Origin of the sequence: Stappia sp. TSB10GB4 (assembly GCF_900185745.1) — a bacterium.
Lineage (GTDB): Bacteria > Pseudomonadota > Alphaproteobacteria > Rhizobiales > Stappiaceae > Stappia.
Genome location: NZ_FYAV01000051.1, coordinates 65,135 through 89,196 on the forward strand (window position 1 = coordinate 65,135; position 24,062 = coordinate 89,196).

Below are 24,062 nucleotides of genomic sequence, written 5' to 3' on the forward strand. Positions count from 1 at the left end.
TTGCCCCCGAAGTAGGCCGGGAGGCGCCGACAATCAAGCCGCTTTGCCCGATTGTCGCGCGCCTGCGCGGTTTTGCCCGGCGGCGCGGCGATGCGCGCAAGGGCGGCCGGGCGCCCGGTCTCAGTCGCGCAGCAGCTCGTTGATCGAGGTCTTGGAGCGGGTCCTCTCGTCGACGCGCTTGACGATCACCGCGCAGTAAAGGCTCGGCCCCGGCTCGCCGCCGGGCAGCGGCTTGCCCGGCATGGTGCCGGCGACGACCACCGAATAGGCCGGCACTTCGCCGTAGAACACCTCGCCGGTGGCGCGGTCGACGATCTTGGTCGACTGGCCGATGAACACGCCCATGCCGAGCACCGCGCCCTCGCGGACGATGCAGCCCTCGACGACTTCCGAGCGGGCGCCGATGAAGCAGTTGTCCTCGATGATCACCGGCCCGGCCTGCAGCGGCTCGAGCACGCCGCCGATGCCGACGCCGCCCGACAGATGCACGTTGCGGCCGATCTGAGCGCAGGAGCCGACGGTCGCCCAGGTGTCGACCATGGTGCCCTCGCCGACATGGGCACCGAGATTGACGAAGGACGGCATCAGGACGACGTTCCTGCCGATATGCGCCGAACGGCGGACGATGGCGCCCGGCACTGCGCGAAAGCCGGCCTCCTCGAAGTCGACGCCGCGCCAGCCGTCGAACTTCGACGGCACCTTGTCCCACCACGCGGCATCGCCCGGACCGCCCTTGATGATCTCCATCGGGTTGAGGCGGAAGGACAGCAGCACGGCCTTCTTGAGCCACTGGTTGACCACCCAGTCGCCGCTCTCGGCTTTCTCCGCCACCCGCGCGTGCCCGCGATCCATCAGGTCGAGCGCGGCGTTGACCGCATCGCGCACCGCGCCGGTGGTCTGGGCGGTGATCGTGTCGCGGTCCTCGAAGGCGGCGTCGATGATGGCGGCGAGCTTCGCCTTGTCGGTAAGGGCCGTGGTCATGCGCGGGGGTCTCCGGAAGGTCCGTGGAAAGCGTCGGAAAGTCTCCGCGCGGACCTAACCGCCGCGCCCGCGCGAAGTCAAGGCCGGGCGGGCCGGCGTCGCGCCGACCTGCTCAGGCCTTCTTGACGAACTGGCAGAGGATGACGATCCGCTGGCCCTCGACGCGGCCTTCCAGATGGTTCGGATTGTCGGCGACGAGGGAGATCTTGCGCACCGCCGTGCCGCGCTTGGCGGTGAAGCCGGCGCCCTTGACCGGCAGGTCCTTGATCAATGTGACAGTGTCGCCGGAGGCCAGCACCGTGCCGTTGCAGTCGACATGGACGACGGCGTCCTCGCCGCTCGACGCCCTGCTGCCTTCCTCGGCAAAGGCCAGGACGTCGGGCTCCAGCCAGGCGGTCTCCAGCAGGTCCCGCGCCCAGGCGGCCTCCGGCAGCCCCTTCAAGAGCCGCCAGGCGAGCACCTGCACCGCCGGCTCGGGGCTCCAGATCGCCTCGTTGAGACACCGCCAGTGCGGCTCGTCCCGCGGCCCCTCCTCGATGCCGGCCCGGCAGACGGCGCAGAGCGGCACGCTGTCCTCGCGCGGGGGCACGGCAAAGGCGGTGGCGCCTTCGGAATTGCAAAGGGCACAAGCGGTCATGGGATGTCCTGTCGGCAAACGAGGCGGAAGGGATGCGGTGGCATACGCCACCCGTAGCGCCACGTCCAGCCGCAAGGCAGCGACACTTTCTCCGGGCGCCGACGGCGCCAGGCTCAGAGGGCCCCAAACGGGGCTCCCAAACAGCGGGGCGGTTCAGGGCTCCTTGCGTGGCCGGTTGACCAGCGACACCAACACGAAGGAGATGATCATCAGCAGCAGCCAGGCGTTCAGCTTGGCGACCGACACCAGTGTCCAGCCATTGGCCTGGTCAGGATAGTGCCAGGCACGGGCGAAGGTGCCGATGTTTTCCGCCAGCCAGATGAACAGCGCCACCAGGACGAAACCGATCACCAGCGGCATGCGGTGCCGGTAGCGATAGACCGAATAGTGCACCCAGGTCCGCCCGTAGAGCAGCAGCAGGGCGGCGAACAGGCCGAGCCGGATGTCGAGCGTGTAGTGATGGGTGAAGAAGTTCACATAGATCGCCAGCGCGAACAGCCATGTGGTCCACAGCGGCGGGTAGTGCGAATAGGCGAAGTCGAAGATGCGCGAGACGCGGGCGAGATAACTGCCGACGGCCGCATACATGAAGCCGGAGAACAGCGGCACGCCCTGGATGCGGAAGAAGCTCTCCTCGGGATAGATCCACGAGCCCATCGCCGTCTTGAACACTTCCATGATCGTGCCGACCACATGGAAGATCAGGATCACCTTGGCCTCGTCGAGGGTCTCGAAGCGGGCGGCGAGCAGCCAGACCTGGATCACCAGCGCGGCCAGGAAGAGAAAGTCGTAGCGGGCGAGAAAGGCGCCGTCCGGGTACCAGAAGCGGGTGGCGAGGATCAGCGCCAGCAGCAGGGCGCCATAGATGCAGGCATAGGCCTGCTTGACGCCGAAGGCGAGGAACTCGATGCACGCGCGCGCGGCCCAGCCCCTGCCCAGCCACCGATAGACCAGCGGCAGCAGCCGGTGCAGGATCCGTTCGGTTCGCGAGGCCGCATCCGCCGGGCGGCCGAGCCGGCGCACAAGCTGGAGCCGCATCACACCTCGATGGCGCCGAGCACGGCGTTGAGGAACCCGGTCAGGTCGTCGGTGACGAAGTCGACATGCGGGGCGTTCTGCCCCTCCAGCTCCCATTCCTCGCGGAAGACGGCGCGGGTGCCCTCGGGCACCAGGAGGACCGAGCGCATGCCGAGCTTGTGCGGCACCTGCAGATTGCGGGAGAGATCCTCGAACATCGCCGCGCGCACCGGCGAGACGCCGGTCTTTTCCAGGAACCGGTTGTAGGTCTCCAGGTTCGGCTTGGGCAGCAGCCCGGCGGCGACGATGTCGAAGATGTCGTCGAACTGCTCGGAAATGCCGAGCCGGGCGGCGGTGCGCTCCGCATGCGGCCGGTCGCCATTGGTGAAGATGTACTTCCTGCCCGGCAGCCGCGCGATCGCCTGGCCGAGCCGCGGATTGGGCATGACCGGCGAATAGTCGATGTCGTGGACATATTCGAGGAAGGCGTCCGGCTCGATGCCGTGCTCGACCATCAGCCCGCGCAAGGTGGTGCCGTAATCGCGGTAGAACGCCTTCTGCTTGAGCCGCGCCTCGTCCGCCGCCAGCCCGAGATGACGCGCGATATAGTCGGAGATGCGTGCGTCGATCTGCGAGAACAGGTCCGAACTCGGCGGGTAGAGTGTGTTGTCCAGGTCGAAGACCCAGGCCTCCACGCCGGTGAAGACCCGCAGGTCCTGCTCGTGGGCGTGGCGGCCTTCGCGTTCGCTGATGCTCATGGACGCAGCAAGGTCCCTGCGCCCTGGTCGGTGAACAGTTCGAGAAGCACCGCGTGCGGCACCTTGCCGTTGAGGATGACGACGCCCTCGACGCCGCGCTCCAGCGCGTCGATGCAGGTCTCGACCTTCGGGATCATGCCGCCGGAAATGGTGCCGTCCTCGATCAGCGCCCGCGCCTGGGAGATGGTGAGCTCCTTGATCAACTTGCCGCTCGCGTCGAGCACGCCGGGCACGTCGGTGAGGAACAGCAGCCGCTTGGCGTCGAGCGCGCCGGCGATGGCGCCGGCAAAGGTGTCGGCATTGATGTTGTAGGTTTCGCCGTCGGCGCCGGGGGCGACGGGCGCGACCACCGGGATCAGCTCTTCCTTCATGACGAGGCGCAGCACCGTCGGATTGACCTCCGCCGGCTCGCCGACGAAGCCGAGATCGAGAATCTGCTCGATCGCCGAATTGGGATCGCGCACCCGCCGCTGCAGCTTCTCGGCCGTCACCATGTTGCCGTCCTTGCCGCACAGGCCGATCGCCTTGCCGCCCTCGGCATTGATCAGGTGGACGATTTCCTTGTTGATCGAGCCGGCGAGCACCATTTCGACGATCTCGACGGTGGCCTTGTCGGTGACGCGCAGACCGTTGCGGAACTCGCTCTTGATGCCGAGCCGGTCGAGCATCGTGCCGATCTGCGGCCCGCCGCCATGCACCACCACCGGCAGCACGCCGGCCAGCCGCAGCAGGGTGATGTCGCGGGCGAAGGCATTGCCAAGCGCCGGATCGCCCATGGCGTGGCCGCCATATTTCACCACCACGACCTGGTCGTCATAGCGCAGCATGTGCGGCAGGGCGGTGGAGATGATCTTGGCGGGATTGATCGGGGCGGTTTCGCTCATGGATGGACGGACACCTCGGCTGGGACGGCAGGAAGGGCGGAGCGCGATCCGCGCGCCATCCGGTCTATAGCTGCTTTCGGAAAGGGGCTCAATTGCGGCCCCGCGGGGACCGGTGCGCGGAAACGGGAAAAGCCGGCGCTCAGGCGAAGCCCGCGTTGCGCTGGGCGGCTGCCTCCGCCTCTGTCGCGAGCGGCTGGGGCAGCATCGACCATCCAGCGGCGCCGAGCAGCGCGGTGATCCGCTCGGCGGCGATCGGCCGGGAAAAATGGAAGCCCTGCAGGTCGGTGCAGCCGAGATGCGCGAGAAACGCCTTCTGCTCCTCGGTCTCGATGCCCTCGGCCGTCACCTTCAGCCCCAGATCGGCGGCAAGGTTCACCACCGCGCGGGTCACCGTGTCGTAGTCGACCTTCTCGCCGAGGCCGCGCACGAACTGGCGGTCGATCTTGATCCGGTCAATGGGGAACTGCAGCAGGTGGTTGAGCGAGCCGTAGCCGGTGCCGAAGTCGTCGAGCGCGATCGAGATGCCGAGCAGCTTGAGGCTCTGCAGCGTCGCGTCGAGGTCGCTGCCCGGCGTCAACAGGATGTTTTCGGTGATCTCCAGGTCGAGATTGCGCCCGTCGAAGCCGGTGCGCTCCAGGATCGAGCGGACCCGGTGGACGAGGCGCGGGTCGCGCAACTGGCCGGAGAACAGGTTGACCGACAGACGGAAGCCGTGGCTTGCGGCCTGCACCCAGGGCAGGGCGGTGCGGCAGGCCTCCTCCAGCACCCAGTAGCCGATATCGGCCGCATGCCGGCTGCCGTCGAGGACGGCGATGAAGGCAGCGGGCGGCAGAATGCCGCGCACCGGATGGTTCCAGCGCATCAAGGCCTCGGCGCCGATCACCGCTTCGTCGCCGATGCGCACCACCGGCTGGTAGAGGAGCTGGAACTGCTGCCGGTCGACCGCGTCGGCCAGCTCGCGCGCCAGCGTGTTGCGCCGGTCCGCCTCGCGCCGCATCGCCGCGTCGAACACCATGAAGCGGCCGCGCCCTCGCGACTTCGCCGCGTAGAGGGCAAGGTCGGCATTGCCCATCAACTGGCTGTAGGAGCCGCCGTGATCGGGCAGCACGGCGATGCCCATGCTGCAGCCGCAGGCGGCGCTTTCGCCGCTGTCGTCCGGCCCCGGCACGGCGATCGTCTGGGCAAGGCCGGCGGCATATTCGGCGATCGCCCCGTCGCGGGCGAGCGAGGGCTCGAGGATGGCGAACTCGTCGCCGCCGAGCCGGGCGACGGTCGCCTGCGGCCCCGCATGCGCGCGCATCCGCTGCGCCGTCTCGACCAGCAGCCGGTCGCCGCTGGAATGGCCGAACGTGTCGTTGACCAGCTTGAAATGGTCGAGGTCGAGCAGGAACAGCGTCGCCTCCTCGCCGGTCTCCTGCCAGCGGCGGAAAGCGTCGGCGACCCGCGTCTCGAACGTCGCCCGGTTGGCGAGCCCGGTCAGCGGATCGTGGCGGGCGAGATGGGCAAGCTCGCGGTTGACCCGCTCCATCTCGGTGATGTCGCGCGCCGTGCCGCGATAGCCGAGGAAGGTCCCGCCCGGGGCGAACACCGGATAGCCGCTGACCAGGGTGAAGCGTTCCCTGCCGTTGCTGAGCCAGCGGAACCGCACGTCGCGAAACGGCTGGCGCGCCTCCAGCAGCGCGCGGTGCCGCTGCCAGAACTCGTGGCTCTCGCCCGCGCCGCTGGGGGCCTCCCAGCGGGTCTTGCCGACGAAGTCGGCGGGATCGACCCCGTTGTCCTCGGCGCTGCAGGACAGATAGGTGAAGCGCAGCTCCGCATCCTGCTCCCAGATCCAGTCGGAGGTGATGTCGAGATAGCTGGAGAAGCGGGCATCGCGCCGGCGCCCCTCGAGAATGCGCACGGTAAGCGCGGTGAGGTCGCGCAGGCTGGCGAACTCGTCCTCGCTGAGCCCGTGCGGGCGGACCTTGTCGTCGATGACGCAGAGCGTGCCGATGGGAAGGCCGGTGTCGAGGTGGATCGGAAAGCCGGCATAGAACCGGCTGCCGCCCTCGATCTCCACATAGGGAAAGTGGCGGAAACGCGGATCGGCGGTGAGGTCCGGAACGATCAGCGGCGCGTCGGCGCGATAGGCGACGCCGCAGACGGTCTGGGAGGCCGGCAGGCGGACCGTGTCGCTGCCGACACGGGCGAGCACGAACAGGTCGGCGTCGTGGATGAAGGTGACGAAGGATTTGCCGCAGTCGGCGATGCGGGCGGCGAGGCGGACGATCTCGTCCAGCGCGGGATCAAGCGAATGACCCACCAGATGCAGGCTGGCGATCTCCCTGTGCAGGTGATCGACCTGCTGCCGTCCTGCTTCTGTGCCGGACGCTTCGCCCGTGGCATTCCCGCGTTCGACGTGCATGCGGTTGTCCCCTCGATTCCGCAGGCATAGCCTATGTGACTTTACGCAGCGTTAAAAGCCGAGGGCGCGCCGTCCCGCCGAAAGATGCCCCCGCATCGGCGGTCAAGCATCCCCATTTTTGACGGGTCGGCAAGTGCGGGCTGCGGCATCCGGCCTCAGATGGTGGAAAGCTTATGGATTTCCGCGCGGATGTCGGCAAGGCCGGCCGATTTTTCCGAGGAAGTGACGATGATCCGCGGATGCGCGGCCGGACGCTTGCGGATCTTCTCCGCCGTCTCCTCCTCGACCCGCCGCGCCTGGCCGGGCTTGATCTTGTCGATCTTGGTCAGCACCACCTGATAGCTGACCGCGGCCCGGTCGAGCAGGGTCATCACCTCCAGGTCGTTCTCCTTCAGCCCGTGGCGACTGTCGATCAGCACGAAGACGCGGCGCAGCCTTGCTCGCCCCTGCAGATAGGTGAAGACCAGACTGGTCCAGGCATCGACCAGCGACTTGGGCGCCTGCGCATAGCCGTAGCCGGGCATGTCGACCAGCGTCACCGCGCTTTCGGGCGCGGTGAAGAAGTTGAGCATCTGGGTGCGGCCGGGAGTGTTGGAGGTGCGCGCCAGCCCGTTGACGCCGGTGATGGCGTTGATCAGGCTGGACTTGCCGACATTGGAGCGGCCGGCGAAGGCGATCTCGATGTCGCCTTCCGGCGGCAGTTGCTCAAGCTGCGCGACGCTGGTGACGAAGGCCCAGGGACGGCGGAACAGCAGGCGGCCGGCCTCGATGTCCTCCGGCGTGTGGGGACTGTCTGCGTCGGCGCGGTCGTCCGGCTGGCTCATGGGGCGTCTGTCTCGGCTTTCGACTGGGGCCCACTACCTAGACGGCCTGCTCCAGCTTGTCGAGGTCCGCGCCGCGGATCGCGGCGAGATTCCGGGCGATCTTCTCCGCCGGCCAGTCCCACCAGGCAAGCGCGAGCAGCCGCTCGATCACCTCCTCGGCAAAGCGCAGGCGGACGATGCGCCCCGGATTGCCGACGACGACCGCATAGGGCGGCACGTCGGCGGAAACGACGGCGCCGGCGCCGATCACCGCCCCGTCGCAGATCGTCACGCCGGGCAGGATCACCGCCTCGCGGCCGATCCACACGTCGTTGCCGACCAGCGTGTCGCCGCGATGGCTGCGGCCGAGCTCGGCCATATCGAAGTCCTCGTCCCAGCCTTCGCCGAAGATCGCGAAGGGATAGGTGGAGAAGCCGTGCATCGGATGGCTGGCGCCGTTCATGATGAAGCGGACGCCGGTGGCCAGCGCGCAGAAGCGGCCGATCACCAGCCGGTCGCCGATGAAGTCGAAATGATAGAGGACGTTGCGGGTCTCGAACTCCGCCGCGTGGTCCTCGTCGTGGTAATAGGTGTAGTCGCCGACCTGGATGGTCGGGCGGGTGATCACCGTGTTGAGGAACACGGTATGCGGTTCCCCGCGAAGGGGATGGCGCGTGCGCGGGTCGGGACCCTGCATGGGATGTCTCCGGGATGAACTCAGGAAGCGCTTGAACCGGAACGCGCGGCCGGCCCGCCTGGGGGCCCGTGCCGCGTCCCGTCACTGTCCGGGCGCGGGGCAGCCGCCTTGCAGCCACCGCTCGCGCCATCTTCAGGCGATCCTGTTCATCGGCCCTCTCCCCGAATGGTTCTCTTTGCGAACTGATGCCGCTTTAATGGGGAGCCCCCGCCGCCCTTGCAACCCCCGGCCGGGCGGGAACAACGAAAATGGCCCCGGAGGGTTGCTCCGGGGCCACACTGTGAGTTTCGCGGGGGCCGCCGACGTCGGGCGCTTATTTCGCCTTCGGCTTGTCGGCCGGCTCGTCCTTCTTGCGGGCGAAGGTGCCGCGCAGATTGTCCCAGAGCTCCACCTTGACGCCCTGCCGGCTCATGATGACCCACTGCTGGGCGATCGACAGGGAGTTGTTCCAGGCCCAGTAGATCACCAGACCGGCCGGGAACGAGGCCAGCATGAAGGTGAACAGCACCGGCATCCAGGTGAAGATCATCTGCTGGGTCGGGTCCGGCGGGGCCGGGTTCATCTTCATCTGGACGAACATGGTGATGCCCATGATCAGCGGCCAGATGCCGAGCATCAGCAGTTGCGGCGGGTCCCAGGGGATCAGGCCGAACAGGTTGAACAGCGAGGTCGGATCGGGCGCCGACAGGTCCTGGATCCAGCCGAAGAACGGCGCGTGCCGCATCTCGATGGTGACGAACAGCACCTTGTAGAGCGCGAAGAAGACCGGGATCTGCACCAGCACCGGCAGACAGCCGGCGAGCGGGTTGATCTTCTCCTTCTTGTACAGCTCCATCAAGGCCTGCTGCTGCTTCTGCTTGTCGTCCTTGTAGCGGTCGCGGATCTCGACCATCTGCGGCTGCACGAGCTTCATCTTGCTCATGGAGACGTAGGACTTGTTGGCAAGCGGGAAGAAGATCAGCTTGATGATGACGGTCACCAGGAGGATCGCCACGCCGAAATTGCCGACCAGGTTGAACAGGTAGTCGATGACGTAGAACAGCGGCTTGGTGAGGAAGTAGAACCAGCCCCAGTCGATCAGCAGCTCGAACTGCTTGATGCCGAGGTTCTCCTCATAGGCGTCGAGCTTGGCCGTCTCCTTGGCGCCGGCGAACAGCCGGGTTGTGGCGCTCGCCGTCGCGCCCGGCTCGACGCGCAGCGCCTCGCCGAGGAAGTCGGCCTGGAAGTTGTCCGTCGCCCGCGTGTAGGAGAACTGCGGCTGGAAGGTGCCCTCGCCGGTGGGGACGAGCGCCGCCGCCCAATACTTGTCGGTGATGCCGAGCCAGCCCTGGTTGACCGCGGCCGGACGGATGCGGCCGCTGTCCTGCAGGTCGTCATAGTCGATCTCCGACAGGCCGGCATCGCCGAACACGCCGATCAGACCCTCGTGCAGGATGTAGAAGCCTTCCGTATGCGGCGTGCCGTTGCGCACGATCATGCCGTAGGGATAGACCTGCACGGCCGCGCCGCTCTCGTTGCGCACCCGCTGCTCGACCGTGAACATGTAGTCCGGGTCGATCGAGACGACGCGCTCGAAGACAAGCCCCTCGCCATTGTCGAAGGTGAGGGTGACCGGGGTCTGCGGCGTCAGCCTTGCCCCCTCCGGCGCCTGCCACACCGTGGTGGCGTCGGGCAGGCGGATCGAGGCGCCCGGATCGGCGGTGACGCCGAAATCGGCGTAATAGGGCGCGGGCGCGCCCTTGGGCGAGAACAGCACGATCGTCGGGCTGTTCGGCTTCACCGTCTCGCGGTAGTCCTTCAGGCGGATGTCGTCGATGCGCGCGCCGACGAGATTGATCGAGCCGGCGACGCGCGGCGTGTCGATGACGACGCGCGAGGTGGCGGCCACCGCCTGTTCGCGGGTCATCGCCGCGGTCGCGGGGGCGGTGCTGCCCGGAACGCTGGCACCAACGCCGGCTCCAACGCCGGCACCGTCCTGTCCCGGCGTCGGGACGATGCCGGGCGCCTGCGGGGCCGGGGTTCCGTTGGCCGATACCTGTTCGCTCTGGGTGGCCTGCTGCTGCTGCGCCAGCTCCCGCTGGCGCTCGAGCTGCGGCTGGGCAATGAAATACTGCCAGCCGAGCAGGACGATCAGCGACAGGACGATAGCCAGGATCGTGTTACGGTTGTCGGCCATTGTCGGCGTTCACCCTTCGTTATTCGCTGGACGTTGTCTGTTACGGTCGCCGCCGCCCTTGCGGTGGCGCGGCCGCGATACGTCGCCGCCCGACAGCGGCGTGCGGGCAAGGCACTGCCCGATCTCCCGGACCAGCTCGTCGAACGGGGCGCACAAGGCTCCGCGCCGGCCGACCAGAACATAGTCGACCTGCTGGCGGGCCTGACCTGCGGCGGCACGCAAGGCGGCACGGAAACGCCGGCGGATGCGATTGCGCTCCACCGCGTTGCCGGTCTTCTTGGTGACCGTGTAGCCGATGCGCGGGCCGGCCTCGCTGGCGGCGGCCTGCATGACAAAAGCACGCCGAGAGGTCCGGCCGCCCTTTGCGACGGCCAGGAACTCGGCGCGCTTCTTCAGCGTCGGCACTGTTGAGCTCGGCGGGGGCTGGATCACCGAAACGACTCCTTCGCCCGCCCGTCCGGCCCGCGTTAAGCGCTCAGCCGCTTGCGGCCCTTGGCGCGGCGGCGGGCGAGAACCTGGCGGCCGTTCTTCGTGGCCATCCGGCTGCGGAAGCCGTGGCGGCGCTTGCGGACGAGGCGGCTCGGCTGATAGGTGCGCTTCATTGTCTTCTTTTCCGCGCGCTGAGGGGCGCGCGGCCCTGGTTGTCGAATTTTCTGGTGGTCGATCCCCGCCGGCCCGGGTCGTCAAGACCGGTCAGACAGGGATGTCGTGGGCGCCCGCATAAGTCAGCCGACCCGATTGCCGGGCTTATACGGGCCGGGGCGCGCGAAGTCAACGACAAGCGCGGTGTCGCGGCGGGGTGCGATCCACCACTTTCGCCGCGCTTTCGCCGGGCGGTGCGGCGGGGGGCGAGACCGGCCGGAAGGCGCGCTCACGCCGGGCTCACGCGGGCCGGCCGGCGTTTCACTTCCCGGTGAGAGCGACGATTCCCGCTTTCGTGCCCGCCGCTTGGCGCTAGGGTCGGAACGACCAGTGTGGTCAAATGCGGTCAACCCGGCAGGCCCGCCCCAGGGTCGGGGCGGGAACCCGCGCCGCCGAAGGGAGAGGCCCCATGCAGGGCGACGACAGTACGGCGAGGGCAGGGCAGGCGGCGCGCCGTCCGGGCCTGCGCCGCTTCCTGCCGCTGGCGGCGATCCTGGCGGCGATGGCGCTCGGCTATGCCTTCGGCCTGCACCAGCACCTGAACCTGTCCGAGCTGATCCGCCGCCGCGCGGAGCTTGCCGGCCTTGTCGAGCAGAACCTGTGGCTGGCGGTTGCCGGCTTCGCCGCCGTCTATGTGGCGGCGGTGGCGCTGTCCTTTCCCGGCGCCGCGCTGCTGACCGTGCTCGGCGGCTTCCTGTTCGGCTGGGCGCTCGCCGGCACCCTTGTCGCCTTCGCCGCGACGCTCGGCGCCGGGCTGATCTTCCTGGCCGCCCGCATGTCGCTGGGCGAGGCGCTGGCGGCGCGGGCCGGGCCGTTCCTGTCGCGGCTGGCGGAGGGCTTTCGCGAGGACGCCTTCCACTATCTGCTGTTCCTGCGCCTTGCCCCGGTGTTTCCGTTCTGGCTGGTCAATGTCGCGCCGGCGGTCTTCGGCATGCGGCTGCGGCCCTATCTGCTCGCGACCTTCGTCGGCATCCTGCCGGGCACCTATGCCTATGCCTTTATCGGCGCCGGTCTCGACAGCATGATCGCGGCGCAGGAAGCGGCCTCGCCCGGCTGCGCGGCCGCCGGCACCTGCCGCATCGAGCTTTCCGCGCTGGCGACGCCGAAGCTGATGCTGGCCTTCGCCGCGCTGGGTCTTGTCGCGCTCATTCCCGTCGTCCTGAAGAAATGGCGTGGCCGCAGGCCGCCCGCCGCCTGATAATCCTCCCGCCGACGTCCCGCCGGCGCCCGCGTTTCACAAGAGGTTTCGCATGTCCCGCATCCTCACTCCCGACATCTGCGTCATCGGCGCCGGCAGCGGCGGCCTCTCCGTCGCGGCGGCAGCGGCCGCCTTCGGCGTCGACACGGTGCTGATCGAACAGGGCGAGATGGGCGGCGACTGCCTGAACTACGGCTGCGTGCCGTCCAAGGCGCTGATCGCCGCCGGCAAGGCCGCCTACCACGCCGGGCACGGCGCGGGGTTCGGCGTCAGCGTGCCGCGCGTCGATGTCGACTTCGCCGCCGTCAACGACCATCTCCGCGAGGTGATCGCCGGCATCGCCCCGCATGATTCGCAGGAGCGCTTCGAGGGGCTGGGCGTCACGGTGATCCGCGCGCCGGCGCGCTTCCAGGACCCCCGCACGGTGCTGGCCGGCGACGCGCAGGTCCGCGCCCGCCGCTTCGTCGTCGCCACCGGCTCCTCGCCCCTGGTGCCGCCGATCCCGGGCCTTGCCAGCGTGCCCTACCACACCAACGAGACGATCTTCACCCTGCGGACCTGCCCGGAGCATCTGCTGGTGATCGGCGGCGGGCCGATCGGCCTGGAACTGGCGCAGGCGCATCGCCGGCTCGGCGCGCGGGTCACCGTCATCGAGGCGGCGCGCGCGATGCCGCGCGAGGACCCCGAACTCGCCGCCATCGTGCTGGAGCGGCTGCGCGGCGAGGGGGTGGAGATCGTGGAAGGCGCCACCGTCACCGCGGTTTCCGGCACGGCCGGCGCGATCCGCCTGACCATCGCAGAAGGCGGGGGAGACGGCGCGGCGGCGCGCGAGATCGAGGGCACGCATCTGCTGCTGGCGGCCGGCCGCAAGGCCAATGTCGAGGGGCTGGGGCTGGAGGAGGCGGGCATCGCCTTCGACCGGCGCGGCATCACCGTGGGGGCGGACCTGCGCAGCTCCAACCGCCGGGTCTATGCCATCGGCGATGTCGCCGGCGGACCGCAATTCACCCATGTCGCCGGCTATCATGCCGGCATTGTCATCCGGGCGCTGCTGTTCCGCCTGCCGGCGAAGGAGGACCGCGACATCCTCCCGCGCGTCACCTTCACCGACCCGGAGATCGGCCATGTCGGCCTCAGCGCCGACGAGGCGCGCAGCCGCTTCGGCGCCAACCGGGTGCGGGTGCTGGAGGCGGCCTTTGCCGGCAACGACCGGGCGCGGGCGGAGCGGCGCGCCGACGGGCTGGTGCGGCTCGTCGCCGGGCGCGGCGGGCGCATCCTCGGGGCCAGCGTCGTCGGGGCGGGCGCGGGCGAGATGACCAACCTGCTGTCGCTCATCGTCGCCCGCAAGCTCACCTTGCGCGATCTTGCCGGTTTCGTCTCTCCTTATCCCTCCCTTGCGGAAGCGGTTCGCCGCGCGGCGATTTCCTATTATGCTGACAGCGCGCGCAACCCGTGGATTCGCCGCGCCGTCCGCGTCCTCGCCCGTTTCGGCTGAGGCGGGAGGCGGAACGGGCTCTGCGCCGGCAAACGGGGCAGAGCGTTCCGGACCGTTCGGCGGGCAGGCCGCGCGGCACAGCAGCGACAGGGTGGCCATTGAGCGCGCCGCATCATGACGAGACGTCCCGCAGGGACGCTGCGACAGAGGCTGCCGCCGCGCGGCCGGGGCGCCGCCGCCGCAGCGGCCTGTCCGGCAAGCTGCTGATCCTCACCGTGATCTTCGTGATGATCAGCGAAGTGCTGATCTTCGTGCCGTCGATCGCCAATTTCCGCAATACCTGGCTCACCGACAAGCTGACCATCGCCGGCGTCGCCGCCAGCGTGCTGGTGGAGACCGACACGGTGTCGCCGGCGGTGCAGGCGGAGCTGCTGCGCGCCACCGGGGCGCTGGCCGTCGCGCTCGACGAGGGCGAGCGCCGCCGCCTGATCGCCATGGTCGAGACGCCCGGCGAGATCGGCCGCACGGTCGACATGGGCAAGGCCGATGCGATGACCTCGGTGATGGAGAGCTTCGCCATCCTGCTGTCCTCGGGCGAGGGGCGGATGCGCGTCATCGGGCCGACCCAGATGGGCATCGGCGGGCGGGTCGACATCGTCATGCCGGAGGCGCGGCTGCGCAACGCGATGCTGGCCTTCTCGGTGCGCATCCTGGCGCTGTCGCTGGTGATCTCGGCGATCACCGCGACGCTGGTCTATCTGTCGCTGCGCTGGCTCCTGGTGCGCCCGATCCGCCGGCTGACCAGCTCGATGCTGGAGTTTCAGGCCGCGCCCGACGATCCCGGCCGGATCATCGTTCCCTCGGGCCGGCAGGACGAGCTGGGCGATGCCGAGCGCTGCTTCGCGCAGATGCAGACGACCCTGCGCGCGACGCTGGAGCAGCGCCGGCAACTGGCGACCCTCGGCCTTGCCGTGTCGAAGATCAACCACGACCTGCGCAACCTGCTGGCCTCGGCGCAGCTCTTTTCCGAGCGCCTGGAGCAGGTCGCCGACCCGACGGTGCAGCGGCTGGCGCCGAAGATCATCGCCACGCTCGACCGCGCCGTCGACTACACCAGCTCGGTGCTGGCCTATGGCAGCGCCCGCGAGGCGCCGCTGCGCCGCCGCCTGGTGCGGCTCGACCTGGTGGTGCGCGATGTCGGCGAGGTGCTCGGCCTCACGGCCGACGGGCCGATCGCCTTCGAGAACCGGGTGGCGGAGGGAACCGAGATCGAGGCCGATCCCGAGCAGGTGTTCCGCGTGCTGATGAACCTGTGCCGCAACGCGGTGCAGGCGCTGCGGCAGGGCGGTTCGGACACGCTGGTGTGCCGGATCGTCGTCGAGGCGGAGCAGCGGGGGGCAGACCTGATGGTGCGGGTGCGCGACACCGGGCCGGGCGTGCCGCCGGCCCTGCGCGACAAGCTGTTCCGCCCGTTCCAGTCGGCGGCCGGGCGCGGCGGCTCCGGCCTTGGGCTGGCGATCGCCGCCGAGCTGGTCGGCGCCCATGGCGGCGAGATCCGCCTGCTGGAGCGGATGGGGCCCGGCGCGGTGTTCGAGATCCGCCTGCCGCGCGCCGCGCCGGCGGCCGGCGCTGGAATGGAAGAGGGGACAGGAGAAGGCGCGGGCGAGAGGGCCGGAGACGGGACAGGCGAGGGCGCGCAAGAGGGGGCGCAACAGGGGGCGCAAGAGGGGGCGGGCGGGGCCGATCCGCGGACCCGTGCCGCCCCGGCCGAGCGGCGCGGCTGAGCCGGTTTCGGCAGCTTATCAACAGGTTGCGGGCCTTGGTGAAAAAGTGCGAGAAAATCGCGCGCCCTCGCTTGCAATCGGCGTGGGACCAGAGTAGAGGTAGCGCCCTGTCCGGAGGCGATGCCCCGGACGGACCGCCTCGCCTCGTGCCCGTTGGCCCTGCGCCTTGAGCATGACGGCATGATGGCCAAAGCACCGGTAGCTCAGCTGGATAGAGCACCAGACTACGAATCTGGGGGTCGGGAGTTCGAATCTTCCCCGGTGCGCCATTTCAGTACAGAACTATGAACGCCGAACGCCGCCGATTGCCCGCTTGAAGCAGCGACGAGCGTTCGCAGCAGTTCCGACTTCGATCCCATGATGCGGACCTCTTTGTCGGCAACCTCGACACGCTGCGCCAAGGCGCGCAGGTGATCGCGGCGATAGCCACCATTTTCCAGCTGCAGCCGTTCGCGGGCGGAGCGGGCGAAAGCCGTTAGCATGTCGGGGCTGATCGCCTGGTTGCCGACATTATCGAGCGCAACCTGTATGCGCTCGGCGTTGATCTTGGCCTGTTCCCGTATCGCCTTGAGCCCGGTGATACGCTCCTTGAGGCCCGAATCGTCTAGATCGGCCACCCCGTTTTCGATGGCGTCATAGAGCCGGTTGAGCCGCTGGTCGGTTTCCGTGATTCGCCTGTTTAACTCGACAAGGTGCTCGCGCCGCCGTTCGGTGCGCTCTTCCCGGCGGTCGATGACGCTGGCGAGGATGGTCTCCAGTCGCGAGGGCTGAAGCAGGCGATCCGCAATATGATCGACGACAAGATGGTCCAACTTGTCCATCGGGATCGTGCGGCCCTTGCAGCCAGTCTTTCCCTGCCGCGCCTTGGTCGAACACGTGTAGTAGCGGTAGGTCGCGCCAGTGCTGCCCCGTCCGGTGCGGAGCGTCATCGCGCCTCCGCATTTGGCGCAGAAGCAGATGCCGGTAAGCAAGGTGGGGCCGCTGGAGATACGCGCCGGCGTCACCATCGGGTTACGGGTTTTGAGGCGGGCTTGCACCGCGTCGAACGTCTCGCGGTCGATCAGCGGCGGCACTGCCATGATGGCAACCTCGTTCTCCGGCTTCTTCTCTCGGTCCTTGTGCGAGCGCGTGTTGAACCTGTGCTCGCCGATATAGGTGGTGCGGGTCAGGATGGCGTGGATTTGCGCCAGCCCCCAGCGCCCGCCGTCGCGCGTGAAGAAACGGCGCTCGTTGAGATAGGTGGCGATAGCCTTGACGCCCATCGCGCCGGACGTGCCGTCACCTTCAAGGAACAGGCGATAGATCAGCCGCACGGTGTCGGCGTGGAGGGGGTCGATCTCCAGCTTCTTCTTGACCTTCGATCCGCGCTGCTCGGCTGCGACAATGCGGTAGCCGATGGGTGGCCGCGCGCCGTTCCAGAAGCCTTGCCGGGCGTTCTCGTTCATGGCGCGCAGGACGTGCTTGGCGTTCTCCTTCGACTGGTACTCGTCGAACAGCGCCATGATCTGCCGCATCATCTGGTGCATGGGATCGTCGCCCATCTCCTGCGTGATGGAGACGAGCTTGACGCCGTTCTTCGCCAGCTTCCTGACATAGAACTCCATTTCGAAGTGATCGCGGAAGAAGCGGCTGAACGAGTGGACGACGAGGACATCAAAGGGTGCGGGCTTGGACGACACGTCAGGGCGCGGAATCTGAATCTCAGGGAACTGGACAAGATCTCCCCAGACCAGCGGATTCTGGCCGCCGGATTCGAGACGGTAGCCGGCGTGCCCGGCGGTGTGACCCGGAAGAGGAACCGCCGTCATGCCGGCAAACACCTCGCCGGCATCGAAGGTGCGCAGCGGCTCGCGATAGCCGTCGAACGCCTGGCGTGCCGCGAGGAAGTTGCCACGGGCACGCTCGGGCGCCCGGCTCAGATTGCCGTCATCTTCCCAGAACACGACTTCCCGATGGTGGGCGACAAGCTCGGCATTCGGAAAGACGGCTTCCCCTGATGCGTTCATCACACCTCCGACATGATCGGGATGGGCATGCGTCAATAGGATTGGTCGATTTCCGAATGATGAATGCCAGCGAGTAGCAGATTGGCAGTTAATCGACCGCCCATTGCTTGAAACCTCCCGCACTTGCGTCGATCAGGATCGTGCGACCGCCTCCGCGCACCAGATAGTGGTTGATATGGATCGAGGTATGATCCGTTATTCCTGCATGCGAGAAGCTTCGGCCGGATCGATATTCGCGAGGGAATCTACACTGGCGTGGAGATAGCCATCACTGACGGCGGTGATCGTGAAGTCACCGACCGGCTGACTGGGTAACGCAAGATGAGACATGGTTCTTCTCCAGGCGTCAGCTCAATTTCGTGCGTGGATGCTCGACGCGTCATAGCCAAAGCAGCGAATGCGCGCCGTGAGGCCGATCTTGCGCCTTATGGCTTCGTCCAGTCCCTCCATGAACCGTTCCATGACCGGCAGCGTCCGAAATGGCTCAAGGCGATATTGGATTTCAGCGAAAGCCGGGTGCCCTCGACCGTGCCAAACAGCGACATAGATGATGTGCACGTTCGGCAATGCGGCCTGAAGAATACCTTCGCAAAGTTCTGTGCATTGCTCCGTGAGGCCTGCGAGAGCTTCGTCCGGTGGCATCCTGTCTGCGGGAATATAGATCGTGACATTCGGCATCAGTGTTACCGCGCCTTCCTGACAGTGACGTTACCGCCATTCGCCAACTGCGCCGTCATCGGCGCATAGACATGGGTGCCGTCCGGCAGATGCTTGATGTCAAGTCCCTTGCCGCGCTCCACCTTGGCGAGCCAGCGCTGCTCAGGGAACTTCTCCATAGCAACCGCCTGCATCGCATACGGGGTGAGACCAAGCCGGATCAGAGGCTCGGGACCTGTTGCGCTCAACGCAATATATTCGCCCTCACCAATGGCCGGCGCTCGCTCGATGCCCTCGTAGAGGTTCCGGTGCCAGTCGGTGATGTACTGTTGCCAGCGTGCAAAATTGCCGCCGCCCTTCTGGCGGTATTCCTCACCCGCCAGAATATCGAGGCCATCAATCGAATGAAGGGCTAGATAAACAGGGCAACCACGGGTCAAAGCCTTGAAACGTTGCGAAGTATGAAAACCGCTCACGGAAATAAGGGCTGGCAGCTTGTCCAGGCTGTAGAAGTCGTTCCATTCCGCTTCGCTGCCGGGATCGGCAAAGCTGCATTCTACCGTATAGATCATTGCACCGCCTTCGACCGAAAGCACGGAGCTTCAGGCCATCTATCGTTGATATTTTCTCATGATAGACTGGCAATCTTGATCTATATATCGACAACGGGTCATGTTTCAGTGATCTAATGTCAAGGTGGCGGCGGATCGAACGCCGACCCGTCCTGTCAGGAACCATCATGCGCCGCAAGATTCCCAGCAATTCCGCACTCATGGCATTCGAGGCGTCCGCTCGTCATGGCAGTTTCGCGCGCGCGGCCGACGAACTGGCCCTGACCGAAGGGGCGATCAGCCGCCAGATCGGCCGGTTGGAAGCGTTCCTTGGCATCACGTTGTTCGAGCGGGTTGGCAATCGTGTCCGGCTCTTGCCGAATGGAGAGCGTTATGCCGTTCAGGTTCGCGAGTCACTCGACCGGCTGGAGCGTGACAGCCAATATCTGATGGGGCAGCCCAGCGATGGCGCGAGCCTCGACATCGCCACCATCCCGACCTTTGCCGCGCGCTGGCTTATTCCCCGGTTGGCGCGGTTTCGTGAAATGCACCCAAATACCACCGTGCATCTTACTGAGCGGATGGAGCCCTTTGTGCTTGCCGGTAGCGGCTTCGATGCTGCGATTCATTTCGAGCATCCTGCCTGGACGGGAATGAGAACGCACCGCCTGTTGCATGAGACGTTGGTACCTGTTTGCCATCCGGCGCTTCTCGATGGAGGTGAAGGAGCGGTATCCTTGGATGAACTGCCTCGCCTTCATCGACGCCAGAACCCGGACGCCTGGCAACGCTATGCGCAGGAAACCGGGGTCGCGCTGACCCATCCAGCGGTTGGAGCCCGTTATGATCTTCACTCCATGCAAATCGAAGCCGCGTTAGCCGGCCTCGGCGTTGCACTCGTACCGCGCCTCTATGTCGAAACCGAATTGGCGGAAGGTCGCTTGGTCGCGCCCTGGCCCGATGGCATATCGATCGCCAAAACCTTCTGCCTCATCTTGCCGGAGCCGATACGATTGAGCGAAGGACCTATCCAGATGTTCGCGAACTGGTTGATCAAGGAAGCACGCCATCATAGTCCAAACTTCGATTGACACGGGGCAGCCGAATACTTCTAAGATTCGAAACATGCTTAAGGGAGGCTATAGCGTAGACATAGTTCTCGTCTTCACCCGGTGCGGTGCGCCATTTTCCAAATACTCAGATCTCCCGTTTGTCCGGCGTCGGCGCTACCGCTGCGGGGTCGTGCGTGACGTGCCGCGTGTTGTTCGCCGCCCGGCAGCTCTCCTCTTGCCAACGGCATGTGACGATGCTCAGCCGGCGAAGGCGACCCAGCCGCGAAACGAAAAGGCGGCATAGAACAGCGCCGGCGCGCAGAAGCCGGCTTCCCGCAAAAGCGCTTCCTCTTCGGCCGGGGTGAGCAGCGGCAGGCGTTCGGCCATGGCGCGCGCCGAAGCAAGGCCCTGCGCCGGATCGCGGCCGCCCCGCCCGGCGAACGCGACCGAGCGGGCCAGCCAGCGCTCCGCCTCGCCGTCCGGCGAGGCGTGATGCGCCGTGACGAGCGCGGCGCCCGGCGCCAGGCGGCGGCGGATTTCCCGCAAGCTGTGCAGCCGCTCGGCCCTGTCCAGAAAGTGCAGCACCAGCAGGCATGTCGCGCCGCCGAACGGACCGATAGGCGCGTCGTCGACGGTGCCCTCGAGAAGCGCGATCCGGCCGGCATGGGCGGCGGTCGTGCGCCGCGCGATGTCGAGCATCGCCGGGGAGGGATCGACGCCGGTGAACCGCCAGCCGGGCCGCGCCTCAGCCATCGCCTGCAGTTCCAGCCCGCCGCCGGCACCGACCACGAGGATGTCGGCGGTGCGTCCTGCGCGCTCGCCGAGAAGAACCGTCGTCATCCGGTGCAGGTCGGCCAGTCCCGGCACCCTGGCCGGGGTGTCCTGCGTGTAGGACGCAACGGCCGCCGGATCCTTGAACGGTGCGGGTGCGGTGCTCACGACGCGGCCCCGAAGACCAGAGAACGGTGCATCGCCAGGGCCGCCATGACGCCATCGGCGCAGGCGAAGGTGACATTGTGCGCCATGCGGGTGATGTCGCCGGCGGCGAACACGTTCGCCGCGCTGGTCATCCGCATCTCGTCCACCTTGATCGCCGGCCCGAGCGGTCCGGCCTCGATCGCGCAGCCGAGCTGTTCGGCCACGGCGCTGTTGAGGCGGTTGCGCGGGGCGATGAACAGCGCTTCGAGCGGACAGGCCCGCCCGTCGGCCAGATGGATATGCGACAGGTTCCGGCCTTCGCCGGTCAGGCGGTCGACGGCGGCAGGCTCGATCCGGACGCCGCGCCGGGCAAGCGCGTCGCGATGCTCCGTCTCCAGGTCGCCGCCGTCCAGATAGAGTGTGGTCGGCCCCCAGTCGCTGATCATCATCGCCTGATGATGCGAGAGCGGCGAGGTTTTCAGCACGCCGAGCGGCCGGCCGCTGAATTCGTAGCCGTGACAATAGGGGCAATGCAGGACGGATATGCCCCAGCGCTCCGCCAGCCCCGGCGTTTCCGGCATCTCGTCGGAAATGCCGAAGGCCAGAAGCAGGCGCTTGCCGGTGACGAGCGCGCCGCTGCGCAGCGCGACCGAGAACACGCCCTCGTCCCCGCGCGCTTCGACCGCCGTATCCGTGAGGAAACCGACGGTCGGATAGGCGGCGACCTGTCGGCGCATGGTCTGCAGCATGGCCTGCGGATCGCTGCCGTCCTGGGCGAAGAAGCCGTGGGAGGTGGCGGCGAAGCGGTTGCGCGGCGCGCCCGCATCCACGACGCATACGCTTCTGCGCGCGCGCGCCAGATAAAGGGCTGCGGACAGTCCGGCAAAGCTGCCGCCGATGATGAGGGCGTCATGATGCATTGGATCGACTTCGCTGGATCACACGCCCGCCAGTCTTCGGGGAAGGGCGTCTGCGCTGGACATGGGGCGGCTCGGAACGTATCAGTTGGAGATACATAACAGGAGGCAGCTCACGTATCAACATCTGTTACGTGAAATTCGCGGGCGGCCCGAGGGGCGCCCTGCTGCGCGCGCTGGAGCGGAAGAAGACATGAACAAGGACACGCGGCTGTCGGACGTGCTGCATGTGCTGCTGCATATGGGCCAGTTCCGCGAGCCGGTGACCTCCGATGTGCTGGCCAGAAGCATGGGTACGAACCCGGCGGTGTTTCGCAGGACGATGGCGGGCCTGCGGGACGCAGGCCACGTCACGTCGGGAAAGGGCCATGGCGGCGGATGGCAACTGGCACGGCCGCTCAGCGAAATCACCCTGCTCTCGGTCTATGAGGCGCTCGGGCGCCCGACGCTGTTCGCGATCGGCAATCGCAGCGACACTCCCGATTGCCTGGTGCAGAAGAACGTCAACGCCGCGCTGGCGGAGACGATGGTGCAGGCCGAGGCGCTGTTCCTTGCGCGTTTCGGCGAGGTGACGCTGGACACCCTGATGCCCGAGGCGCCGGTGCCGCTGACGGTGCATGGGGCCGGGCCGGGCTGAGCCCGGACGGCGGCGGCCGCGAGGCGCTCAGGTTCAGTTCGTGCCCTATGCCGACATTCCATGCCGGACGGGCTTCGATCTGAGCGGCGGCACCACGCCGATCCGCTGGAGATCCCAGTGCAGCAGAAGGAGCGCCCCCAGCCCCAGCACAGAGACGACCAGAGCCGCGCAAACCGCCCAGGTCATGGAATACGCGGCGGCGGCCCAGGCAAACAGGAACGGAGCGGCCGCCCCGAGCACACTCCGGATTGCCGCCAGTCGCCCCAGTCGAAGCCCCAGCCCCGATGCGCCGAAAAGAGCGACGGGAACCGCCCCGCGCACGATGCTCGACAGCCCCGCGCCAGCTCCAAGAATGGCGGCAAAGGCGAAGGCGATAAGCGAGGCAGGGCCAGGCAGAAGCAACAAGAGGACGGCGGCGAGGATCGCGCCGGCAGACAGGATCGCGACGAACAGCGGATGTCTGTTCCGCCAGACCGTCGCATCCACGACGCGGACGACAACCTGGGCGGGACCCATCACCATCGCCGCAACATAGGCGGCCTCTCCGAGGGTGAGGGACCGCAGGATCTCGACCAGATGCACAGTGACGGCCGATATCGCCATGCCCGTCAGCGCGAACCCCATCGCCAGTAGTTGAAACGCGCGCCGGGCGACGGCTTTGCCCATGACCGGCGCCGCGGATGGCTGCTGCGGGGATGCGGCGACCGGCGATGTCGGGGCGACTGCCACGGGCAACGCCCTCGTCCAGAAGTGCAGGGCGGCACAGAGGATGTGAGTCGCCGCAAAGAACAGATGCGCCCCGCGCCAGCCGATGGCATCGACAAGAAAGCCGCTGAGCGGCCAGTAGATCGTCGAGGCAAAGCCGGCGATAAGGGTCAGCCGTGTGATGGACTTTCGCGTGTCGTCCGGGCGTTTCTGCGCCAGCATTGCAAAGGCTGCATCATAAAGGACGGCAAAGCTGAGAATCTCGATCAGGATCGTCAGACCGCCAAAGACGTGGATGTTCGGGGAGAACGCCAGGAGCGTCAGCAGCAGCGCCATGCTGATGCTCCCGGCTGTCATGACCTGTGCCGCGCCGATCCGGTCCAGCCACCCGCCCAGCACAGGGGCCGCAAACCCGCCCAGAAGCAGTCCGATCGAGAAAAGGCCGAACAGCAACGGCTCGCCCACCTGAAACTCTCGTGCGACGGCGGGGGCAAGGATCGGAAATGCGTAATAGATCGATCCGTAGCCGATGATCTGCGTGACCCCGAGTGCGGCGACAAGCGGAGCGTTGCGGGGCAAAGTCACGCGCATCGGCGATATGCCTTCTTGACGCCAGCCGGTGTCCTGCCGAACGGCGCCGGGGTGCGAAAGGCCAGGCGGCATTGCCGCCTATGCCGCGATCCGGCCGTGTCGACCAAGCCCGCAAGGGCTGTGCAATAACCGCCATACATCCGGATGTGCCGTTTTGGAGAGAATTGAACGCCGCCGTTTCAGGCGGCATCCTCGGTAGGCTGGATGATCACCCCGCAACAGCATTCCGACGTCAGAAAGGCCAGCAGGCGCTCCATCGCCGGGTAATCGACGCGATTGAACACCTCACGTCCCTTTTTGTCCTGCACGACAAGCCCCGCATCAACCAGCGCCGACAAGTGATGCGCCAGTGTTGAAGGGGCGAGCCCGAGATGGTCGCCAATGTCGCTGACCCGCAGACCTGCCTCCCCCGCTTTCACCAAGAGGCGAAAGATCGAGAGGCGCGCATCGTGTCCAAGCGCGGCAAGTGCTCGAGCGTTGGGGCTGGTCAGTGTCATGGGCGGAACATAACTATAATACTAGTTTTGTCAATTCTTCTGACGAGAGTTGACGGCACGCCGCCCCGAGCGGGGACAAAACGGCGCCACATTGCTGACGACAATGGGCGGCTCT

The 24,062-nt window shown here is 67.1% G+C and carries 23 protein-coding genes and 1 tRNA gene; 6 read left to right on the forward strand and 18 right to left on the reverse strand.

From position 1 onward, the window contains the following. Window positions 1-120: 120 nt before the first annotated feature. From dapD to rpmH, 11 genes are all read right to left on the reverse strand, one after another. Window positions 121-981, reverse strand: a complete 861-nt coding sequence (gene dapD / locus TSB10GB4_RS13035; RefSeq protein ID WP_186396110.1) for a 2,3,4,5-tetrahydropyridine-2,6-dicarboxylate N-succinyltransferase — start codon at window positions 979-981, stop codon at window positions 121-123. 112 nt (window positions 982-1,093) lie between these two features. Then, window positions 1,094-1,618 (reverse strand): alkylphosphonate utilization protein, encoded by a 525-nt coding sequence (locus TSB10GB4_RS13040; RefSeq protein WP_186396111.1) that lies wholly within the window; start codon window positions 1,616-1,618, stop codon window positions 1,094-1,096. Between the two features lie 153 nt (window positions 1,619-1,771). Beyond that, the gene (locus TSB10GB4_RS13045; RefSeq protein ID WP_186396112.1) at window positions 1,772-2,656 is read right to left on the reverse strand and encodes a DUF817 domain-containing protein; all 885 of its coding nucleotides are present in this window, start codon (window positions 2,654-2,656) and stop codon (window positions 1,772-1,774) included. Continuing rightward, window positions 2,656-3,393, reverse strand: coding sequence for a pyrimidine 5'-nucleotidase (locus TSB10GB4_RS13050; RefSeq protein WP_186396113.1), 738 nt, complete (start codon window positions 3,391-3,393; stop codon window positions 2,656-2,658). The genes TSB10GB4_RS13045 and TSB10GB4_RS13050 overlap by 1 nt, the downstream gene beginning before the upstream one ends. Beyond that, entirely contained in the window at window positions 3,390-4,277 is an 888-nt protein-coding gene (gene argB, locus TSB10GB4_RS13055) for an acetylglutamate kinase (protein ID WP_208984759.1), read from the reverse strand. The genes TSB10GB4_RS13050 and argB overlap by 4 nt, the downstream gene beginning before the upstream one ends. A gap of 139 nt (window positions 4,278-4,416) precedes the next feature. Next, complete coding sequence (locus TSB10GB4_RS13060) at window positions 4,417-6,681, reverse strand: bifunctional diguanylate cyclase/phosphodiesterase (protein ID WP_186396114.1); 2,265 nt, start codon at window positions 6,679-6,681, stop codon at window positions 4,417-4,419. 155 nt (window positions 6,682-6,836) lie between these two features. Next, window positions 6,837-7,505: a ribosome biogenesis GTP-binding protein YihA/YsxC gene (yihA, locus tag TSB10GB4_RS13065; protein WP_186396115.1), complete on the reverse strand. Its 669-nt coding sequence runs from the start codon at window positions 7,503-7,505 to the stop codon at window positions 6,837-6,839. Between the two features lie 37 nt (window positions 7,506-7,542). Next, the gene (locus TSB10GB4_RS13070) at window positions 7,543-8,181 is read right to left on the reverse strand and encodes a CatB-related O-acetyltransferase (RefSeq protein ID WP_186396116.1); all 639 of its coding nucleotides are present in this window, start codon (window positions 8,179-8,181) and stop codon (window positions 7,543-7,545) included. Between the two features lie 313 nt (window positions 8,182-8,494). Beyond that, window positions 8,495-10,357 (reverse strand): membrane protein insertase YidC, encoded by a 1,863-nt coding sequence (gene yidC, locus TSB10GB4_RS13075; protein WP_186396117.1) that lies wholly within the window; start codon window positions 10,355-10,357, stop codon window positions 8,495-8,497. 9 nt (window positions 10,358-10,366) lie between these two features. Next, a complete protein-coding gene (gene rnpA, locus TSB10GB4_RS13080) occupies window positions 10,367-10,789 on the reverse strand; it encodes a ribonuclease P protein component (RefSeq protein ID WP_208984761.1) in 423 nt (140 codons plus the stop codon). Between the two features lie 35 nt (window positions 10,790-10,824). Then, window positions 10,825-10,959 carry a 50S ribosomal protein L34 gene (gene rpmH / locus TSB10GB4_RS13085; protein WP_067220180.1) on the reverse strand — a complete coding sequence of 45 codons (135 nt, stop codon included), beginning with the start codon at window positions 10,957-10,959 and terminating at the stop codon, window positions 10,825-10,827. A 449-nt stretch (window positions 10,960-11,408) separates the two neighbouring features. Between rpmH and TSB10GB4_RS13090 the strand changes: the two genes are divergently transcribed. The 4 genes from TSB10GB4_RS13090 to TSB10GB4_RS13105 all read left to right on the forward strand — a co-directional run bounded on the left by TSB10GB4_RS13090 (window position 11,409) and on the right by TSB10GB4_RS13105 (window position 15,685). Further along, a complete protein-coding gene (locus TSB10GB4_RS13090; RefSeq protein ID WP_186387407.1) occupies window positions 11,409-12,197 on the forward strand; it encodes a TVP38/TMEM64 family protein in 789 nt (262 codons plus the stop codon). Window positions 12,198-12,249: 52 nt separating this feature from the next. After that, window positions 12,250-13,692: an NAD(P)/FAD-dependent oxidoreductase gene (locus TSB10GB4_RS13095; RefSeq protein WP_186396118.1), complete on the forward strand. Its 1,443-nt coding sequence runs from the start codon at window positions 12,250-12,252 to the stop codon at window positions 13,690-13,692. A gap of 98 nt (window positions 13,693-13,790) precedes the next feature. Then, on the forward strand, window positions 13,791-15,416 hold the full coding sequence (locus TSB10GB4_RS13100; protein WP_208984763.1) for a HAMP domain-containing sensor histidine kinase: 1,626 nt from the start codon (window positions 13,791-13,793) through the stop codon (window positions 15,414-15,416). 192 nt (window positions 15,417-15,608) lie between these two features. Continuing rightward, window positions 15,609-15,685 (forward strand) — tRNA-Arg (locus tag TSB10GB4_RS13105). Here the strand turns inward: TSB10GB4_RS13105 and TSB10GB4_RS13110 are convergent. The 3 genes from TSB10GB4_RS13110 to TSB10GB4_RS13125 form a co-directional block, all read right to left on the reverse strand. Beyond that, on the reverse strand, window positions 15,641-17,422 hold the full coding sequence (locus TSB10GB4_RS13110) for a recombinase family protein (RefSeq protein ID WP_244570906.1): 1,782 nt from the start codon (window positions 17,420-17,422) through the stop codon (window positions 15,641-15,643). The two genes, TSB10GB4_RS13105 and TSB10GB4_RS13110, sit on opposite strands and share 45 nt — an antisense overlap. 351 nt (window positions 17,423-17,773) lie before the next feature. Beyond that, entirely contained in the window at window positions 17,774-18,100 is a 327-nt protein-coding gene (locus tag TSB10GB4_RS13120; protein WP_186396119.1) for a hypothetical protein, read from the reverse strand. Between the two features lie 5 nt (window positions 18,101-18,105). Further along, entirely contained in the window at window positions 18,106-18,651 is a 546-nt protein-coding gene (locus TSB10GB4_RS13125) for a sugar ABC transporter (RefSeq protein WP_186396120.1), read from the reverse strand. A gap of 167 nt (window positions 18,652-18,818) precedes the next feature. Between TSB10GB4_RS13125 and TSB10GB4_RS13130 the strand changes: the two genes are divergently transcribed. Continuing rightward, on the forward strand, window positions 18,819-19,721 hold the full coding sequence (locus TSB10GB4_RS13130) for a LysR substrate-binding domain-containing protein (protein WP_186396121.1): 903 nt from the start codon (window positions 18,819-18,821) through the stop codon (window positions 19,719-19,721). A gap of 219 nt (window positions 19,722-19,940) precedes the next feature. On the opposite strand, the gene TSB10GB4_RS23840 is transcribed toward TSB10GB4_RS13130, so the two are convergent. Both TSB10GB4_RS23840 and TSB10GB4_RS23845 read right to left on the reverse strand, forming a co-directional pair. Continuing rightward, complete coding sequence (locus TSB10GB4_RS23840; RefSeq protein ID WP_244570904.1) at window positions 19,941-20,621, reverse strand: class I SAM-dependent methyltransferase; 681 nt, start codon at window positions 20,619-20,621, stop codon at window positions 19,941-19,943. Then, complete coding sequence (locus TSB10GB4_RS23845; RefSeq protein ID WP_186396122.1) at window positions 20,618-21,520, reverse strand: NAD(P)/FAD-dependent oxidoreductase; 903 nt, start codon at window positions 21,518-21,520, stop codon at window positions 20,618-20,620. Before TSB10GB4_RS23845 ends, TSB10GB4_RS23840 begins: the two co-directional genes overlap by 4 nt. A 190-nt stretch (window positions 21,521-21,710) precedes the next feature. Here TSB10GB4_RS23845 and TSB10GB4_RS13145 point away from each other — a divergent pair, with 190 nt between their 5' ends. After that, on the forward strand, window positions 21,711-22,154 hold the full coding sequence (locus TSB10GB4_RS13145) for an Rrf2 family transcriptional regulator (protein ID WP_186387417.1): 444 nt from the start codon (window positions 21,711-21,713) through the stop codon (window positions 22,152-22,154). A gap of 45 nt (window positions 22,155-22,199) precedes the next feature. On the opposite strand, the gene TSB10GB4_RS13150 is transcribed toward TSB10GB4_RS13145, so the two are convergent. Continuing rightward, window positions 22,200-23,450, reverse strand: coding sequence for an MFS transporter (locus TSB10GB4_RS13150; RefSeq protein ID WP_186396123.1), 1,251 nt, complete (start codon window positions 23,448-23,450; stop codon window positions 22,200-22,202). A 179-nt stretch (window positions 23,451-23,629) separates the two neighbouring features. Continuing rightward, the gene (locus tag TSB10GB4_RS13155) at window positions 23,630-23,947 is read right to left on the reverse strand and encodes a helix-turn-helix transcriptional regulator (protein WP_186396124.1); all 318 of its coding nucleotides are present in this window, start codon (window positions 23,945-23,947) and stop codon (window positions 23,630-23,632) included. Window positions 23,948-24,062: the final 115 nt, after the last annotated feature.